Here is a 16599-nt window from a genome sequence, read left to right as displayed (position 1 = left end):
GCCGACTCCTACCCCTTACTGACAGGATTTAAACCATGAACTATCAGAACCCCAACACCCTGCAGGCCGCCATCCTTGACTGGGCCGGCACCGTGGTCGACTTCGGCTCCTTCGCGCCTACGCAGATTTTTGTCGAAGCGTTTGCCGAGTTCGACGTGCAGGTCTCCATCGAAGAAGCCCGTGGCCCGATGGGCATGGGCAAGTGGGACCACATCCGCACCCTGTGCGATCAGCCGCAAGTCGCCGAGCGCTACCGCAAGGCCTTCGGCCGCACGCCGACCGACGATGACGTGACCGCCATCTACGAGCGCTTCATGCCGTTGCAGATCGAGAAGATCGCCGAACACTCGGCGCTGATTCCCGGCGCCCTGGAGACCATTGCCGCGCTGCGTGCGCAAGGGATCAAGATCGGCTCCTGCTCCGGCTACCCCAAACAAGTGATGGACAAAGTGGTCGAGTTGGCCGCCACCAACGGCTACATCGCCGACCACGTCGTGGCCACCGACGAAGTACCCAATGGCCGCCCATGGCCGGCCCAAGCCCTGGCCAACGTGATCGCCCTGGGCATCGATGACGTGGCGGCCTGCGTGAAGATCGACGACACCGTGCCGGGCATCCTCGAAGGCCGCCGCGCCGGGATGTGGACCGTGGCGCTGACCTGCTCAGGCAACGCCCTGGGCCTGACCTACGAGCAGTTCCGCGCCCTGGACCCGGCGACCCTGGCCAGTGAACGCCAGCGCATCGAAACGCTGTTTGCCGGCTCGCGCCCGCACTACCTGATCGACACCATCACCGACCTGCCCGGCGTGATCGCCGACATCAATCAGCGCCTGGCCCGTGGTGAAATGCCGCAAAGCGCCTGATCGACGTCAATACATCGCCCCTCACTCGGGCAAACCTTGCATAACAGGTTTAGGCTAAAGGGACTTCGTCGCCAAAGAACGGAGGTTTGCCCCTGATGAGTGAGGAAAGACGCGATGCCGTGGAAAAACAGCGAGTCCCGTTACAGTACGATGTCCATCGCCTTGCACTGGCTGATGCTAGTGCTGCTGGTGCTGGTCTACACCACTATTGAGTTTCGCGGGATTTTCCCCAAGGGTAGCGGCGGCCGCACCCTGATCAAGGAAATGCACTTCATGTTCGGCCTGACCGTATTCGTACTGGTCTGGCTGCGCCTGTTTGCCCGCAGCCTTGGCGTGGCGCCGAAGATTTTACCCGCGCCGCCGCAATGGCAAGCCCTGCTGGCGACGCTGATGCATGTGGCGCTGTATGTGTTCATGATCGGCATGCCGATCTTTGGCTGGCTGATCGTCAGTGCCGAAGGGCATTCGGTGTGGTTCTACGGGATCGAGTTGCCACCGCTGATTGGTGAGAACAAGGACCTGGCCAAGCAGATCGAAGGCTGGCATGTGTTGGGCGGCACCCTCGGTTACTGGCTGATCGGCCTGCATGCCGCGGCGGGTCTGTACCACCACTACTTCATGCGGGATAACACCGTGTTGCGCATGTTGCCCAAGCGTTAATCCACAAAACCCCGACGGCCTTGCAGGCCACCGGTGTGCACAAAAATCAGGCGAGTGCCGGGGGCAAAGCGCCCGGCCTCGATCTGTTGTTTGAGCGCCAGCAGCGCCTTGCCGGTGTAAAGCGGTTCCAACAGCAGGCCGCTGGCCCGCTCGGTGGCCTGGATAAACTCAAGCAATAACGGATCGACCTTTGCAAAGCCGCCACGGCTGGCATCCAGCAACTCATACCCGCCCGGCACAATAGCCTGCACGTTCTGCGCAACGCCGTGGTCATCCGGCACCGCCAGGGCCCCGTACACAAGATGGGCACCCGCCTCCGCCAGCACCAGGCCCGCCAGGGTGGTACCGGTACCGGCTGCCAGCCACCAGGCGTGGTAATCGGCCCAGCCCAGGGTGTGCAACTGCCTGCGCACCTGCTCGACCAACACGCCACAGCCCAACGCCCCTGTCATTGCGCCGCCGCCTTCGGGCACGGGATGCAAATCCGGGTATTGCTCGCGCCAAGGCAACCAGAAGTCCGGCCCATGGCGCGCGCGGTAACCGCCATAGCCCAGCCAGTGCAGTTGCATGCCGAAAGCTTGCAGGTCGAGGACGGTCGGGGTGTCTTGTGGGTGCCCACGCAGCAGGCCGACGGTGGCAAAACCGAAGCGTTTGCCGGCCGCCGCCAGGGCATGCAGATGATTGGAGTAGGCGCCACCCAGACTGATGATACCGCTGGCCCCCGCCTGTTGCGCCTCGGCCAGGTGCCCGGTGAGTTTGAACCACTTGTTGCCGCTGATCAGCGGGTCGATGCGGTCCAGGCGCAACACGGCCACCTCGACACCGTTCAGCCACTCCAGTTGCAAAGGTTCAAGGGGCGCATGGGGAAGCCAGTCGAAAGGACCCATCAGTGCATGTCTGCATGAAAAAAGGGGCGGTAGTCTAACACCGCCCCTCGTGTCGCCTTACAACTCGGCGGCGAGGCGCGAGCCCTGGTTGATGGCGCGCTTGGCGTCCAACTCGGCAGCCACGTCCGCCCCCCCGATCAGGTGCACGTTCTGGCCAGCGGCGACCAGGCCGTCCTGCAACTCGCGCAACGGGTCTTGGCCGGCGCAGATGACGATATTGTCCACCGCCAGCACCTGGGGCTCGCCCTCGGCGCCGATCCGGATATGCAGGCCGGCGTCGTCGATCTTCAGGTACTCGACGCTATTGAGCATCTGCACTTTTTTGTTCTTCAGGCCGGTACGGTGGATCCAGCCGGTGGTCTTGCCCAGGCCGTCGCCAACCTTGGAAGCCTTGCGCTGCAGCAAGTACACCTCACGCGCCGGGGCATGGGGCTGGGCCTTGATCCCGGCCACGCCACCGCGCGCCTGCAGGAGGGTGTCGATGCCCCACTCCTTCCAGAACGCTTCACGGTCCAGGCTGGTGGACACTCCCTGGTGCACAAGGAACTCCGACACGTCAAAGCCGATACCACCGGCGCCGATCACCGCAACGCGCTTGCCCACCGGTTTGCGCTGCAGAAGCACGTCCAGGTAGCTGAGCACCTTGGGGTTTTCCACGCCAGGAATCGCCGGGGTACGCGGCGCGATACCGGTGGCGAGAATGATCTCGTCATAACCGCCGGCCACCAGTTGCGCTACATCGACCCGGGTGTTGAGGCACAGTTCGACATGGGTGGTCTGCAGCTTGCGCTTGAAGTAACGCAGGGTTTCAAAAAATTCTTCCTTGCCCGGCACACGCTTGGCCACGTTGAACTGGCCACCGATCTCGCTGGCCGAATCGAACAGGGTCACCTGATGGCCGCGCTCCGCCGCCACGGTGGCAGCAGCCAGGCCGGCTGGGCCGGCGCCGACCACGGCGATTTTCTTGATCAGCTTGACCGGCAGGTAATTGAGCTCGGTCTCGTAGCAGGCGCGCGGGTTGACCAGGCAGGTGGTCAATTTGCCACCGAAGGTGTGGTCCAGGCAGGCCTGGTTGCAGCCGATGCAGGTATTGATCTCGTCGGCCCGGCCAGCGGCGGCCTTGTTGACGAACTCCGGGTCGGCGAGGAACGGCCGCGCCATGGACACCATGTCCGCATCGCCCTCGGCGAGGATCTGCTCGGCCACTTCCGGGGTGTTGATACGGTTGGTGGTGATCAACGGGATCTGCACCGCGCCACGCAGCTTGGCCGTGACTTTACTGAACGCGCCGCGCGGCACCTTGGTGGCGATGGTCGGGATGCGTGCTTCATGCCAGCCGATACCGGTATTGATAATCGTCGCGCCCGCCTGCTCGATGGCCTTGGCCAACTGCACGATTTCTTCCCAGGTGCTGCCGCCTTCCACCAGGTCGAGCATCGACAGGCGGAAGATGATGATGAAATTCGGCCCGACGGCTTCGCGCACCCGGCGCACGATTTCCACCGGCAAACGCATACGGTTTTCGTAGGCGCCACCCCAGCGATCGGTGCGATGGTTGGTATGGGCGGCGAGGAATTGGTTAATGAAATAACCTTCGGAACCCATGATTTCGACGCCGTCGTACTCGGCGACCTGGGCCAGCAGAGAGCAGGTGACAAAGTCGCTGATCTGCTTCTCGATGCCTTCCTCGTCCAGCTCCTTGGGCTTGAACGGGTTGATCGGCGCCTGGATCGCACTCGGCGCAACCTGCTTGGGGCTGTAGGCATAACGCCCGGCGTGAAGGATCTGCATGCAGATCTTGCCGCCCGCCTCGTGTACGGCCTGGGTGACGATCTTGTGCTTCAGCGCTTCGGCGTCAGTGGTCAGCTTGGCTGCCCCGGAGTACACCCCGCCTTCATCGTTCGGGCCAATACCGCCGGTGACCATCAGGCCGACGCCGCCACGGGCACGCTCGGCAAAATACGCGGCCATGCGCTCGAAGCCGCCGGGCTTTTCTTCAAGGCCGGTGTGCATCGACCCCATCAGGGTACGGTTGCGCAAGGTGGTAAAACCCAGGTCCAACGGGGCCAGCAGGTGCGGGTAGGCAGCAGCGGTCATGGTACAGCTCCACAACGGATCATCACGGGACGTGGCAGGCTCGAATGGCCGGCCATCGGTTTATGTCCCACAGACTAAGAGCCCCGCCCTTAGCGCTCAATGACTGAAACTGACAACTTATTGATCCAAATGTGCAGCGCCCCTTGGCAAGCGGGACGACGGGCCCTACCCTAGGGGCGAACCCTGCACACGGCCTGTTGTCTGTTCCCCCATGCGTAAATTACTTGCTTTGACCCTGACCATGGCCCTGGTCGCCGCCGTTTCCGCCTATCTGGTCTGGACCCAGGAGCGCCCCGTGGGGCATTACCTGTCGGACCTGCGGATCAACCTGGCGGTGAACGAGGGCACTCCCGCCGATCACGGCAACCTGCTGGGCATCCAGCCGGAGCTGTTCCCCGCCGACTACCAGAGCCTGGAACGCCTGCACCTGAAGCTTTCGGCCTATCTGCGCAATGCCCGGGACATGGGCCTGATCAACGACAAAACCATCGTGGTCCTGCCGGAGCACGTCGGCACCTGGTTGATGGTCAGTGGCGAAAAAAACCAGCTGTATCAGGCCACCAGCCTGAAAGAGGCGATGAACTGGTTGTCGGCAAGCAATCCGTTGCTGTTCCTGCGCGCACTGATCAGTGCCCAGGGCGATAACCGCCTGGACGATGCCTACCTGCGCATGAAGGCGCCGGCCATGGCCCGTGATTACCAGGTGCTGTTTGGCGGTCTGGCCAAAGAGTTCGGAGTGACCCTGGTGGCCGGCTCCATCGCCCTGCCCAACCCGAGCGTCAGCCAGGGCCAATTGCAGGTCGGTCATGGCGCGCTGTACAACACTAGCCTGGTGTTCGACCGCGATGGCTTGCCGTTGGGCCAACCCCAGCGCCAGCTCTACCCGATCTTCGATGAGCGCGGCTTTATCGCCCCAGGCGACGAAAACGCGATCAGCGTGATCGACACCCCGGCCGGGCGCCTGGGCATCCTGATCGGCAGCGACAGCTGGTACCCCGACAACTACCGCAAGCTCAACGAACAAGGCGCGCAATTGGTGGCCGTGCCGGCACTGGTGATTGGCCGCGACACCTGGGACAAGCCATGGCGCGGCTTCAAGAGCGTGTCCACGCCCCCGGAAGTCAGCCTCAAGCCCGAAGAGCTCAGTGAAGGCGAAGCCTGGCATCGTCTGAGCCTGATCAGCCAGCCTCCCATCAGCCTCGCGGGTGCGGGCATGAGCGTATTCATGCGCGGGCAATTCTGGGACCAGGGCACCAGCGGCCAGAGCTTTCTCAGTGCCCAGGGCCAAGTTTTCGCCGACATCAACGCGCGTGGTGCGCGCCTGCTGAACGTGTGGCTGTAAGCCCATGAAACCGGCACCGATGCGCCTCGGGGACTTATCGGTGGGCATCGTGCATACCCTGGCCGACGCCATCCTCAGCCATGGCCTGGACCCGCAGCCGCTGCTGTTGCAGTACGGCCTGGACCCGGGGCGCTTGAATGAGCCCGGCGCGCGCCTGTCGATCCCACGCTATATGCGCCTGGGCCATGCAGCCATCCAACTGACCGGCGACCCCAGCCTGGGCCTGCGCATGGGCCAGTTGAGCCGCATGAATCAACTTGGCCTGGCCGGCGTCACCGCCGCCCAGGCGCCCAACGTGCGCGAAGCCGCGCGCACCCTGACGCGCTTCGAGGCCCTGTACGGCGCCAACTACCGTGGCCAGTCGAGCTTTCATGAAGACGCCCAGGGTGCCTGGCTGCGTTTCTATTCCATCAGCCCCTACAACGCCTATAACCGCTTCGTGGTGGACTCGATTCTGGCCGGTTGGCTGCAGCAGATGGCGACCTTGTGCCAGCAGCCTGTATTGGCCGAGCGGATCGAAATCGAATTCGCCGCGCCGGACTACAGCGCGAGCTACACCGTGCTGGGAGATTGCCCGATCCAGTTCGGCGCCGAACTCAATCAACTGCGCCTGAGCCAGCACAGCCTTGGCCTGCGCAACCCGCAGCACTGCCCCAGTACCTGGCACTTGCTGCTGCAACTGTGTGAACGGGAATTGGAACAACTGACCCGCACCCGCAGCCTGCGCGAGCGCATCACACGTTTGCTGGGGCCGATGCTCAATGGCGGCCGGGAACCCGACCTGGAAGAAGTGGCGGCACGCCTGAAACTGCCGACCTGGACCTTGCGCCGCAAACTGGCCGAGGAAGGCACGCAGTTTCGCGCCATTCTCAACGACACCCGTCGCGACCTGGCCATGACCTACATTCGCGATACCGAACTGGCGTTTGGGGAAATTGCCTACTTGCTCGGTTTCGCCTCAGCGGAAGCCTTTCAACGGGCCTTCAAGCGCTGGAACAGCCAGACCCCAGGGGAATTTCGCCGCAGTCAGCGGCATTCCGCCTGACGCCTGCCTACAGCTCGGTGGCGTCGTCGGCCGGGTGCGAAGGGTCCAGTTCAAAGGCCTGGTATTCCAGCAGCTCTTCTTGATAATCGTCCATCGTCGACTCCTTGTTTAATCAAAGCAGGTGACTCAAGTGACCTGCATCACCAGCGTAAAGTGCCGTCATGACGAAAAAAAGACAGGGGCATGACGTTCCTGCGCTTGAAGATTAAACGCAGCAGCCAGGCGCGGATTTAACCGAGCGATTTAAATGCAACTGCAATCATTGCAATTGCAATTATATGTCAACTTCCAGTAGGGTGATGCGCTCCATTGCCATGGGACGTGACTCATGACTGCCAGCACTGCGCAATCCGCACGAATCTGCATCGACACCCTCAACGATCAACAACCACCCCGCAGCTCGCCCCTGTATACAGTGATGGCCATGGCCAACACCCTGGAGTTCCACCCGGCGACACGCCGGCAAGCCTGGGTCATTCGCGGCCAATCCCACTCCAGGCGCATCACCGCCTGGCCCACCTGGTTTGCGCGTAATACCGAAGAAAAACCACTGCTGTACCTACATAACGCCACTTCATCGGCGCAGTTGCGTGCCCTCTGCCAGGGCACCGATCAACGCGGGATTCTGTGCAACGACATCCACACCCGCCCCGCCTCCGGGCGCCACGGCGCGCACCCTTCACTTGCGCTATGGCTGGCCAGCAACCCGCAGTGCACCCCATACAATCCAGCCTCCGGCGACGAAACCCGAGCGATTGTGCTGGCGGGTTTGCACGCGCTGTATGTCGACGGCAGGCCCGGATTTTACTACCTGGCCCTGCATGACCAGGACGACGGACCTGGACTGGCGCCACAGGACCGACAGGATGCAATCAAGGGGATGTATCGGATCGGGCGCGAGCCACCCGGCGAATTGCACGTGCGCTTGCTGGGGGCTGGCCGCGCACTTGAAGAAGTCCTGCATGCAGCAAGGCTGCTGGAGACCGACTGGAACGTATCGGCGCAGTTATGGAGCTGCCCCAGCTACACCCGGCTGGCGCGGGAAGCACGCGCCGCCGAGCGCTGGAACCGCCTGCACCCTCTGGCCGAAAAGCGTAGCTGCCACTTGCGCGATTGCCTGGCGGCCCACCACAGCCCGGTGATCGCTGTCACCGGCTATCCGCAGTCCATCATCGACCCGTTGGCGGCCCATGTGGATGCACGCTTTGTCGCGCTAGGGGCCGGCTCAGTCCAACCGACGGCACCTGACCGCTACTGGATTGCCGTGCTGGCCCTGAAGGCGCTGGCAGACGAGGGACGGATCGAGGTGCGACAAGTGGAGCGCGCGCTGCAACAGTACGCCCTCAAATGAGCGAGAGCATGCCCTTGCCTATGGTGTTTCAGGCCTGCGCCGTCCGCGGGTCTGCACACTGGCCTGCATCGCCAGCCCGGCCGTGCGCTCCAGCGCATCGGCAAAGCCCTGGCGTTGCTCGGCGTCGAGTTGCGAGAGGAACAGTTCATCCACAGTACTTTCGTAGATGCCCCACATCTTTTTACGCAACACCCGGCCCTCATCGGTGATCGAGGCAAACGCGGCGCGCCCGTCACCTTCGCAGCGTGAGCGCACCACCAGGCCGTCCTTTTCCAGGCGGTCCACCAATCGCGTCAGGTTGTAGCGCTCGATCGCCAGCACATCGGCCAATTCATGCATGCGCCGAGTGCCATCAGGACCGCTTTCCAGGCCCCACAGGGCATCGTACCAGGCGTATGGCGGCAGGTCGGCCAGGGCCAGGCGCCGTTCGATTTCACGGATGACTGTCCTGTGGGCCCTGACAAAACGGAACCAGACATCAGGCTCTTTCGACGACATGCAACACCATCCGGGGAATTCGAGAAGGTTGCAATGGTAGCGCATCCCGCGCTAAATTCAGGCATGTAGTTGCAATTGCAATTACTTTTGCAGCGTGCCGAATCACCTTCCCACAAGGAAACCGCACGCTGGTATCCGCACACCTGGAGCCTCACATGAACGCGAACAACGCAGTAAGACTCGACGACGATCCACAGGAAACCCGCGAATGGCTGGAGTCCATCGAATCGGTGCTGTCCACCGAAGGTCGCCCCCGCGCCCATTACCTGATCGATCAGTTGCTGGATTTCGACGTAGCGCGACATGGCGACTTCCATGGGCGGGTCACCACCCCCTACGTCAACACCATCGCGGTGGACCGGCAACTGCCCTACCCCGGCAACCTGGCAATCGAACGCCGGCTCAATGCGTTTATCCGCTGGAACGCCATGGCCATGGTCTTGCGCGCCGGTAAACACTCGGGCGTGGGCGGGCATATCGCCACCTATGCGTCGGCCGCGGTACTCTACGACGTAGGCTTTGACCATTTCTTCCGTGGTCGAACCGAGACCTTTGCCGGCGACCTGGTGTATATCCAGGGGCACTCCTCGCCAGGCATCTACGGGCGCGCCTACCTCGAAGGGCGCATCGACGAAGCACAACTCGATAACTTCCGCCGCGAGGCCGGCGGCCAGGGTCTGTCGTCCTATCCCCACCCCCGCCTGATGCCGGACTTCTGGCAGTTTCCTACCGTGTCCATGGGCCTGGGGCCGATCACTGCGGCCTATCAGGCGCGATTCATGCGCTATCTGGACCTGCGCTCCCTCAAGCCTGAGGCGGGGCGCAAGGTTTGGGCGTTCCTGGGGGATGGCGAGATGGACCAGCCGGAATCCCTGGCGGCGATCTCCCTGGCGGGGCGCGAGAAACTGGATAACCTGATCTTCGTGGTCAACTGCAACCTGCAACGCCTCGACGGCCCGGTACGTGGCAACGCCAAAGTCATCCAGGAATTCGAAAGCCTGTATCGCGCTGCCGGCTGGAACGTGATCAAAGTCATCTGGGGCGGTGGCTGGGATGCCCTGCTGGCCAAGGACCGCAGTGGCCTGCTGCGCCAACGCATGATGGAATGCGTGGATGGCGACTATCAGAACTACAAGTCGCAAAACGGTGCCTACGTGCGCGAACACTTCTTCGGCAAATACCCGGAGTTGCTGGCACTGGTGGAGGATCTTTCCGACGACGATATCTGGAAGCTCTCACGGGGCGGCCATGACCCCGACAAGGTCTACAACGCTTATGCCGCCGCGGTCCGCCATACCGGGCAACCTACGGTGATCCTGGCGAAAACCGTCAAGGGTTTTGGCATGGGCGAGGCTGGCGAAGGCCAGAACATCAATCACCAACTCAAGAAAATGGGCGCCGAGGCCGTCAAGGCGTTCCGCGACCGGTTCGGCCTGGAGGTGGCTGACGACCAACTGGCTGAAATCCCCTATCTCAAGCCCACTGCCGACAGCGAAGAAGGCCGCTACTTTGCCGCGCGGCGCCAGGCCCTGGGCGGTTATATTCCTGCCCGGCACAGTTCGGTACCGGCCCTGCAAGTGCCGCCGCTCGAAGCGTTTGCCACCCAACTCAAAGACACTGGCGAGCGTGCCATTTCCACTACCATGGCCTTCGTGCGCATCCTCGGCACCCTGCTGAAAGACCCGCACATCGGCAAGTTGATCGTGCCGATTGTGCCGGACGAATCGCGCACCTTTGGCATGGAAAGCCTGTTCCGCCAGATCGGTATTCATTCTGCCGTGGGCCAGCTCTATACCCCGCAGGACGCCGGGCAACTGAGCTACTACAAAGAGAGCAAAGACGGGCAGATCCTACAGGAGGGCCTGAATGAGTCCGGCGCGTTTTCTTCGTGGATCGCTGCCAGCACGTCCTACGCCAACCACGGCCTGATGACGCTGCCCTTCTATATTTTCTACTCGATGTTCGGTTTCCAGCGTGTCGGCGACCTGGCCTGGGCCGCAGGCGATGCGCGGGCCCGTGGCTTCCTGCTGGGGGCCACCGCCGGGCGCACCACACTGATGGGCGAAGGCTTACAGCACGATGATGGGCATAGCCATGTGCTGGCCTCGGTGGTTCCTTGCTGCGTGTCCTACGACCCAACCTTTGCCTACGAGCTTGCGGTAATCATCCGCGAGGGCATGCGGCGCATGTACGTCGAACAGGAGGACATTTACTACTACATCACCCTGCTCAATGAAAACTACCCGCACCCGGCCATGCCCGAAGGTGTCGAGGATGGAATTCTCAAGGGCATGTATCGACTGAAGGCGGGCCAGCAAGCCCAGGTGCAACTGATGGGCAGTGGCTCGATCCTGCGCGAAGTGATCGCCGCCGCAGATTTGCTGCGTGAGGACTTTGCCGTGGACAGTGACGTCTGGAGTGTTACCAGCCTCACCGAACTGCGCCGTGAGGGCCTTGGGGTGGAGCGCTGGAACCTCTTGCACCCCGAGGACGAGCCACGCACCAGCTACGTGGAGCAATGCCTGGCGGACCACCCGGGGCCGGTGGTGATTGCCACCGACTACATGAAGATCTTCGCCGATCAGATTCGCCCATTCGTCACAGGCAGGCGCTTTGTCGCGCTGGGCACTGACGGTTTTGGCCAGTCCGATACCCGTGAAGCGCTGCGCGAGTTCTTCGAGGTGGACCGCCATTTCATCGTCTTGGCGACATTGAAGGCCCTGGCTGATGACGGCCTGATCAGCCGCACCAAAGTCGGCGAGGCGATCAGCCGCTACGGGATCGACGTCGATAAAGCCGACCCGGCCGGCGTCTAGATTACTGCCCGTTGGCCGGCAGCGGCGGGATGGTCTCTGTCGGTGGCGGCAGCACAGGCGCAGTCGGCGCTGGCGCTTCTGCCGGCACTGGTTGTGGCGCAATCGGCGTGGCTTCCACCGGTGGTGCAAGCGGCTCCGAGACGGGCGGTGCGACAGGCATGGCCGGCGCTTCCTGCGGCGCTTGCACCTTGTCCACCACCGGCGCGGGCTTGGGCTCCGGCACGCCGAGGTCGGCCTTGGGCGCTTCGGGGATGTGTTCGGCGGCCTTCACTTCCTGAGGCAGGAACACGTCCACCAAGGCAAAGTAGCGGTCATAGAATTTGGGTGAGGTGACGGTCTCGCTGGCCACCTTGACCATCGAGTCGTCGGTGGAGCCAATCGGCATCGACACCGAACCCAGCACGCCCACTCCCAGGCTGGCGGAGTTGTTGACCTTCTTCAGCGCGTAGCGATCCTGCAGGGCGTTGGCAAACATCGTCGCATGATGCTCGCCGCTGCCATCTTCGGCACACACCACGTTGAAGCTGATCTGCAGATGGGTCTCGCCGGTCTGCTGGAAACTTTTGTTACCACTCACCAGCTTCGGGTCGCTGCTGGTGATGATGTAGCCCTGGCTGAGCAACGCCCGGCGTGCCGCTTCGCAGGCCGCGACATCGCTGACCGGGTAATTGCGCGAAAACGTACCGGAATCGTCGAAATTCTCATGTTCGTAGATAGCGGTCTTGGGCGACGAGCAGCCCGTGGCGCCTGCCAGCACCAGCGCGAGCGCAAGGCCACGCAAGTGAAATGAAGTCGACATTGATCATCCTGAGGAAAACGGTCAGGGCGGTATTGTGCAACAGATCACCGGGTGCGCGCGCGGATTCCTGTCGGTAAAACGTCACTGGCCGGCTCGACGCGCGGTGCAGGAAAAAGCCTGGCGCTCATATGATCGATAAACACCCGCAGTTTGGCCGAGGCATGTCGGCTCGACGGCCAGAGCATCCAGAAGCTGCCACTGTGCTCCAGGTAATCGTCCAGCACCCGCTGCAGGCGGCCCTGCTCGACGGATACGCGGACCATGAAGTCCGGCAGGCAGGCAATCCCCAGGCCTTCGTGCACTACGTGCTTTAGCGACTCGATGGTAGTGCTGACCAACGGTGCACGCAGCACCGGCTCGGGTTCGCCGGGTAAATGGCGCAGGGGCCAGCTCTCCAGCTTGCCGGTGGCGCAAAACTTGTGACGCAGGCAGGCATGATGGTTGAGGTCCGTAGGACAGGCCGGTACGCCGTGTAAGGCGAAGTACTGCGGCGCTCCCACCAGCACCAACCGATAGTGCCCCAGCAGCCGCGCCGACAGCCGCGAGTCCTCGGGCTTGCCGGTGCGCACCACAGCGTCGAAGCCTTCCTCGATCACATCCACCATGCGGTCGGAAAAATCCACGTCCAGCTCAATCTCTGGATAGGCCCGCATAAACTCGGTCAGCACCGGCATCAACAGGCCCCTGACCTGGGGCAAGCTGATGCGCAATTTGCCTCGGGGGGTGGTCGCTGCTTCAGTCAACTCCTGCTCGGCCGCTTCAACCTCGGCCAGGATCCGCCGCGAACGCTCGAGAAACAGCGCGCCCTCGGCCGTCAGCGTGATACTGCGGGTACTGCGATGGAACAGCCGCACCCCCAGACGCTGCTCCATGCGCGCAATGCTTTTGCCCACAGCCGAGGACGACACCCCCAGCAGCCGACCGGCCTGGGTAAAGCTGCGGGTCTCCGCGACCTGCACAAACACCGACATACTGCCCAGACTGTCCATTGTCACTTCCTGCGAATTACGGACATAAACGTCCGATAAGTTCGGAACCTTAGCCCATTTTTCCAAGTGGTTCAGCCCCCTACTCTGCCCCGATGTCCTGATGCCTTGAATACGGAGCCGAGCCACATGAATGACTGCAGTACACCGCAATGCCTGCCCAGCCAGCGCGAACGCCTGCCCATGGCGGGCTTGCTGGCGCTGGCCACCGCCGGCTTCATCACCATCCTCACCGAGGCGATGCCCGCAGGTCTGCTGCCCCAGATGAGCGCCGGCCTCGGGGTGAGCGAGGCGCTGGTCGGCCAGCTCGTCACGCTGTATGCCCTCGGCTCGTTGCTGGCCGCCATCCCCCTGACCATCGCCACCCGTGGCTGGCGCCGCCGCCCCTTGCTGATGCTAGCCATTGGTGGCTTCGCGCTAGTCAACAGTGTCACGGCACTATCAAGCGTGTATTGGCTGACCCTGGTCGCACGGCTGTTGGCCGGGGTGTTCGCGGGTTTGCTCTGGGCACTGCTGGCAGGATATGCCAGCCGCATGGTGGCGCCGCACCTACAGGGCCGGGCGATTGCCGTGGCAATGCTGGGCGCGCCCCTGGCGTTATCCCTTGGAGTACCTGCTGGAACGTTTCTGGTCACTGCAGTGGGTTGGCGCTTGAGCTTTGCGATCATGACCGGGCTGACGGTGCTGCTACTGGCGTGGGTGCGCTGGCAGGTGCCGGACTTTGCCGGGCAACGTGCGCAACAGCGCCTGGGCTTGCACCAGGTCCTGCGTTTGCCGGGGGTGCGTCCGGTGCTGTGGGTGACCTTCACCTACGTGCTGGCGCACAACATTCTGTACACCTATATCGCGCCGTTCCTGGTGCCCGCAGGGCTTAGCGCCGACATCGACCGGGTGTTGCTGGTATTTGGCCTGGCCGCGCTGATGGGAATCTGGATCGTCGGCCTGTTGATTGACCGCCTGCTGCAGATCTTGCTGGTGAGCAGTTGCACGCTGTTTGCCGCTGCGGCATTGGCCCTGGGGCTGTGGATCGCCTCTACCGAGGTCGTCTACCTGTCAGTCGCCATCTGGGGCCTGGCATTTGGCGGCTTGCCTGCCTTGCTGCAAACCGCGCTGGCCAAATCGGCCGGTGACTCGGCGGATGCAGCCCAGTCGATGCTGGTGACGGTGTGGAACCTGGGGATTGCCGGCGGTGGGCTGCTGGGCGGCATACTGCTTCAGGGATGGGGCGTCATGTGGTTTCCCTGGGTCGTTGCCGCCTTGGCTACGCTGGCATTGATCACCACCCTACAGCCTCGCCGCACCTGACAAACAGGCAAAAAAAGACCCCGGTTTCAGGCCGGGGTCTTTTTTGGAGACGCTATCACAGCATCAGAAGCGCTTGATGTCAGCCTTGGCTTCCAGTTCCTTGCGGAACGCAGCGAAGTCTTGCTGGCCGACGCGCGAAGCGAGGAAGCGACGATACTGCTCCTTCTCCTCTTCGGTTGGCGCAGCCCCTTCGGTGACGCTGTTCAAGCGCACGATCATCAAGCTGCCATCACGCAGGGTCACGTCAGCAAAGGTCGGCTTGTCTTTAGCAACAGGCTTGGCCATGCGGAACAGTGCCTGCAGTACGGCAGGCTCAACGCCTTCCTGGCCACGGGTGGCCGCTTCAGTGACTTTCCAGGCCTGACCATCAACCGGCTTGTCCAACGCCAGCTTGCCATCGCGCAGGTTGGCGATCAGCTCGTCAGCGTGAGCCTTCGCCGCAGCGCTTGCGCGCTCCTTGGTCATCTGGGCACGGATGGCGGTCGCCACGCTTTCCAGCGGCAGTTGCTCCGGCTTGCGGTGCTCCTTGGCGCGCAGGACTACGATGGTTTCCGGATCCAGTTCGATGGCGGTGCTGTTGGCACCCTCATCCAGCACTTCAGGGCTGAAAGCTGCCTGGATCACGGCACGGTTGGCCGTGATGCCTTCGCCACCTTCACGGCCAAACGGCGCCGAGGTGTGCACGGTCAGTTTCAGGTCCGAAGCTGGCTGGGCCAGGTCGGAGGCTTCGAATGCCGCGTCTTCCAGTTGCTTGGTCGCCTCGACGAAGCGCTGCTCCACTTGCTGGGTCTTCAGCTCGCGGGTCAGCTTGTCTTTCAGGCTGGCGAACGATGGCACTTCTGGCGCTTCAACACCCAGCAGCTTGATCAGGTGCCAGCCGAAGCTGGAACGTACCGGTGCCGAGACCTGGTCCTGGTTCAAGCCGTACAGGGCGCTTTCGAACTCAGGATCGTAGACGCCAGGGCCTGCAAAACCCAGATCGCCGCCGTTGTTGGCCGAGCCCGGATCCTGGGAGAACTCCTTGGCCAGGGCCTCGAAGCTTTCGCCCTTGGCCAGGCGTGCCTGGACTTCGTCGATCTTGGCCTTGGCCTGGGCCTCGGTCACCTTGTCGTTGACTTCGATCAGAATGTGCGCGGCACGACGCTGTTCAGCGAGGTTGGCGGTTTCTTTCTCGTACAGGGCCTGCAGCTCATCGTCGTTGACCGTTACCTGGTCGAAGAACGAAGCCTTCTTCAGCTCCAGGTAGTCGATGACGACCTGGTCCGGGGTCATGAACTCCTTGGCGTGCTGGTCGTAATAAGCCTTGACCTCGTCGTCAGTGAGTTTCACTGCGGCCGGGTCGGCCTTGACGCTGACGGTGGCGAAATCACGGGTCTGTTTTTCCAGGCGCGCAAAGTTCAGGACTTCCTGATCGGTGACAAAACCGCTGCCGGCAATGCCTGCACGCAGTTGGCCGATCAGCATTTCCTGGGTCAGCATCTGACGGAATTGCATACGGCTGTAGCCCAGTTGACGGATCACCTGGTCAAAGCGCTCAGCGCTGAACTTGCCGTCTTCCTGGAACTCCGGGGTCTGCAGGATCACTTGGTCCAGTGCAGCTTCCGAGAAGGAGAACTTCGAATCCGCCGCGCCTTGCAGCAGCAGCTTGCGCTCGATCAGGCCCTTGAGGGCCGCTTCGCGCAGCATTTTTTCATCCAGCAAGGACGCATCGAAGTCCTTGCCCAGTTGTTGCATCAGCTGCCGACGTTGCATGTCGACGGCCTGGCTCAGCTCGTTTTGACTGATTTCTTCACCGTTGACCTTGGCCGCGTCCTGGCTGTTGGTCGTGGCCTGGAAAATGGCCTCGATACCGGTGAAAGCCATCAATACAACGATGAGGCCGATAATGGTCTTGGCAATCCAGCCTTGTGAATTGTCCCTGATATTCTGCAGCATGCGTCCCCCAGAAAC

General features: G+C 62.4%; 13 protein-coding genes. 7 read left to right on the top strand and 6 right to left on the bottom strand.

The features are described from left to right. Positions 1–35 precede the first annotated feature (35 nt). Positions 36–863: a phosphonoacetaldehyde hydrolase gene (phnX, locus tag HBO24_RS25725; protein ID WP_057441522.1), complete on the top strand. Its 828-nt coding sequence runs from the start codon at positions 36–38 to the stop codon at positions 861–863. A 114-nt stretch (positions 864–977) separates the two neighbouring features. Next, positions 978–1523 carry a cytochrome b gene (locus tag HBO24_RS25720; RefSeq protein WP_057960053.1) on the top strand — a complete coding sequence of 182 codons (546 nt, stop codon included), beginning with the start codon at positions 978–980 and terminating at the stop codon, positions 1521–1523. Here HBO24_RS25720 and HBO24_RS25715 read toward each other — a convergent pair. Further along, entirely contained in the window at positions 1520–2410 is an 891-nt protein-coding gene (locus HBO24_RS25715) for a pyridoxal-phosphate dependent enzyme (RefSeq protein ID WP_057441517.1), read from the bottom strand. The two genes, HBO24_RS25720 and HBO24_RS25715, sit on opposite strands and share 4 nt — an antisense overlap. 57 nt (positions 2411–2467) lie before the next feature. Continuing rightward, positions 2468–4507, bottom strand: a complete 2040-nt coding sequence (locus HBO24_RS25710; protein ID WP_170060589.1) for an NADPH-dependent 2,4-dienoyl-CoA reductase — start codon at positions 4505–4507, stop codon at positions 2468–2470. Positions 4508–4718: 211 nt separating this feature from the next. Between HBO24_RS25710 and HBO24_RS25705 the strand changes: the two genes are divergently transcribed. The 3 genes from HBO24_RS25705 to HBO24_RS25695 all read left to right on the top strand — a co-directional run bounded on the left by HBO24_RS25705 (position 4719) and on the right by HBO24_RS25695 (position 8245). Beyond that, positions 4719–5849, top strand: a complete 1131-nt coding sequence (locus HBO24_RS25705) for a carbon-nitrogen hydrolase family protein (protein WP_170060588.1) — start codon at positions 4719–4721, stop codon at positions 5847–5849. Positions 5850–5853: 4 nt separating this feature from the next. Further along, on the top strand, positions 5854–6894 hold the full coding sequence (locus HBO24_RS25700; RefSeq protein ID WP_170060587.1) for an AraC family transcriptional regulator: 1041 nt from the start codon (positions 5854–5856) through the stop codon (positions 6892–6894). Between the two features lie 328 nt (positions 6895–7222). After that, on the top strand, positions 7223–8245 hold the full coding sequence (locus HBO24_RS25695; protein WP_170060586.1) for a pyruvate dehydrogenase: 1023 nt from the start codon (positions 7223–7225) through the stop codon (positions 8243–8245). Between the two features lie 18 nt (positions 8246–8263). Here the strand turns inward: HBO24_RS25695 and HBO24_RS25690 are convergent, their stop codons facing one another. Further along, a complete protein-coding gene (locus HBO24_RS25690; RefSeq protein WP_057441509.1) occupies positions 8264–8743 on the bottom strand; it encodes a MarR family transcriptional regulator in 480 nt (159 codons plus the stop codon). Between the two features lie 155 nt (positions 8744–8898). On the opposite strand from HBO24_RS25690, the gene aceE reads away from it, so the two are divergent. After that, complete coding sequence (gene aceE / locus HBO24_RS25685; RefSeq protein WP_170060585.1) at positions 8899–11559, top strand: pyruvate dehydrogenase (acetyl-transferring), homodimeric type; 2661 nt, start codon at positions 8899–8901, stop codon at positions 11557–11559. Between the two features lies 1 nt (position 11560). Here aceE and HBO24_RS25680 read toward each other — a convergent pair whose 3' ends face one another. Together HBO24_RS25680 and HBO24_RS25675 are read right to left on the bottom strand one after the other, a co-directional pair. Next, positions 11561–12358: a DUF2242 domain-containing protein gene (locus tag HBO24_RS25680; protein WP_128593477.1), complete on the bottom strand. Its 798-nt coding sequence runs from the start codon at positions 12356–12358 to the stop codon at positions 11561–11563. Between the two features lie 44 nt (positions 12359–12402). Then, a complete protein-coding gene (locus tag HBO24_RS25675) occupies positions 12403–13347 on the bottom strand; it encodes a LysR family transcriptional regulator (protein ID WP_170060584.1) in 945 nt (314 codons plus the stop codon). Between the two features lie 126 nt (positions 13348–13473). Between HBO24_RS25675 and HBO24_RS25670 the strand changes: the two genes are divergently transcribed. Further along, entirely contained in the window at positions 13474–14649 is a 1176-nt protein-coding gene (locus tag HBO24_RS25670) for an MFS transporter (protein ID WP_170060583.1), read from the top strand. A 63-nt stretch (positions 14650–14712) separates the two neighbouring features. On the opposite strand, the gene HBO24_RS25665 is transcribed toward HBO24_RS25670, so the two are convergent. Beyond that, positions 14713–16584, bottom strand: coding sequence for a SurA N-terminal domain-containing protein (locus tag HBO24_RS25665; RefSeq protein WP_115128511.1), 1872 nt, complete (start codon positions 16582–16584; stop codon positions 14713–14715). Positions 16585–16599: the final 15 nt, after the last annotated feature.

The organism is Pseudomonas sp. WS 5410 (assembly GCF_012985645.1).
Taxonomy (GTDB): Bacteria; Pseudomonadota; Gammaproteobacteria; order Pseudomonadales; family Pseudomonadaceae; genus Aquipseudomonas; species Aquipseudomonas shahriarae.
Note: the sequence above shows the minus strand (reverse complement) of the source record. Positions and strands in the feature narration are given on the sequence as shown.

Coding starts and splice junctions, on each gene's coding strand:
- phnX (WP_057441522.1), top strand. CDS start 36: ATGAACTATCAGAACCCCAACACCCTGCAGGCCGCCATCCTTGACTGG.
- HBO24_RS25665 (WP_115128511.1), bottom strand. CDS start 16,584: ATGCTGCAGAATATCAGGGACAATTCACAAGGCTGGATTGCCAAGACC.
- HBO24_RS25715 (WP_057441517.1), bottom strand. CDS start 2,410: ATGGGTCCTTTCGACTGGCTTCCCCATGCGCCCCTTGAACCTTTGCAA.
- HBO24_RS25705 (WP_170060588.1), top strand. CDS start 4,719: ATGCGTAAATTACTTGCTTTGACCCTGACCATGGCCCTGGTCGCCGCC.
- HBO24_RS25690 (WP_057441509.1), bottom strand. CDS start 8,743: ATGTCGTCGAAAGAGCCTGATGTCTGGTTCCGTTTTGTCAGGGCCCAC.
- HBO24_RS25695 (WP_170060586.1), top strand. CDS start 7,223: ATGACTGCCAGCACTGCGCAATCCGCACGAATCTGCATCGACACCCTC.
- HBO24_RS25675 (WP_170060584.1), bottom strand. CDS start 13,347: ATGGACAGTCTGGGCAGTATGTCGGTGTTTGTGCAGGTCGCGGAGACC.
- HBO24_RS25720 (WP_057960053.1), top strand. CDS start 978: ATGCCGTGGAAAAACAGCGAGTCCCGTTACAGTACGATGTCCATCGCC.
- HBO24_RS25700 (WP_170060587.1), top strand. CDS start 5,854: ATGAAACCGGCACCGATGCGCCTCGGGGACTTATCGGTGGGCATCGTG.
- HBO24_RS25670 (WP_170060583.1), top strand. CDS start 13,474: ATGAATGACTGCAGTACACCGCAATGCCTGCCCAGCCAGCGCGAACGC.
- HBO24_RS25710 (WP_170060589.1), bottom strand. CDS start 4,507: ATGACCGCTGCTGCCTACCCGCACCTGCTGGCCCCGTTGGACCTGGGT.
- HBO24_RS25680 (WP_128593477.1), bottom strand. CDS start 12,358: ATGTCGACTTCATTTCACTTGCGTGGCCTTGCGCTCGCGCTGGTGCTG.
- aceE (WP_170060585.1), top strand. CDS start 8,899: ATGAACGCGAACAACGCAGTAAGACTCGACGACGATCCACAGGAAACC.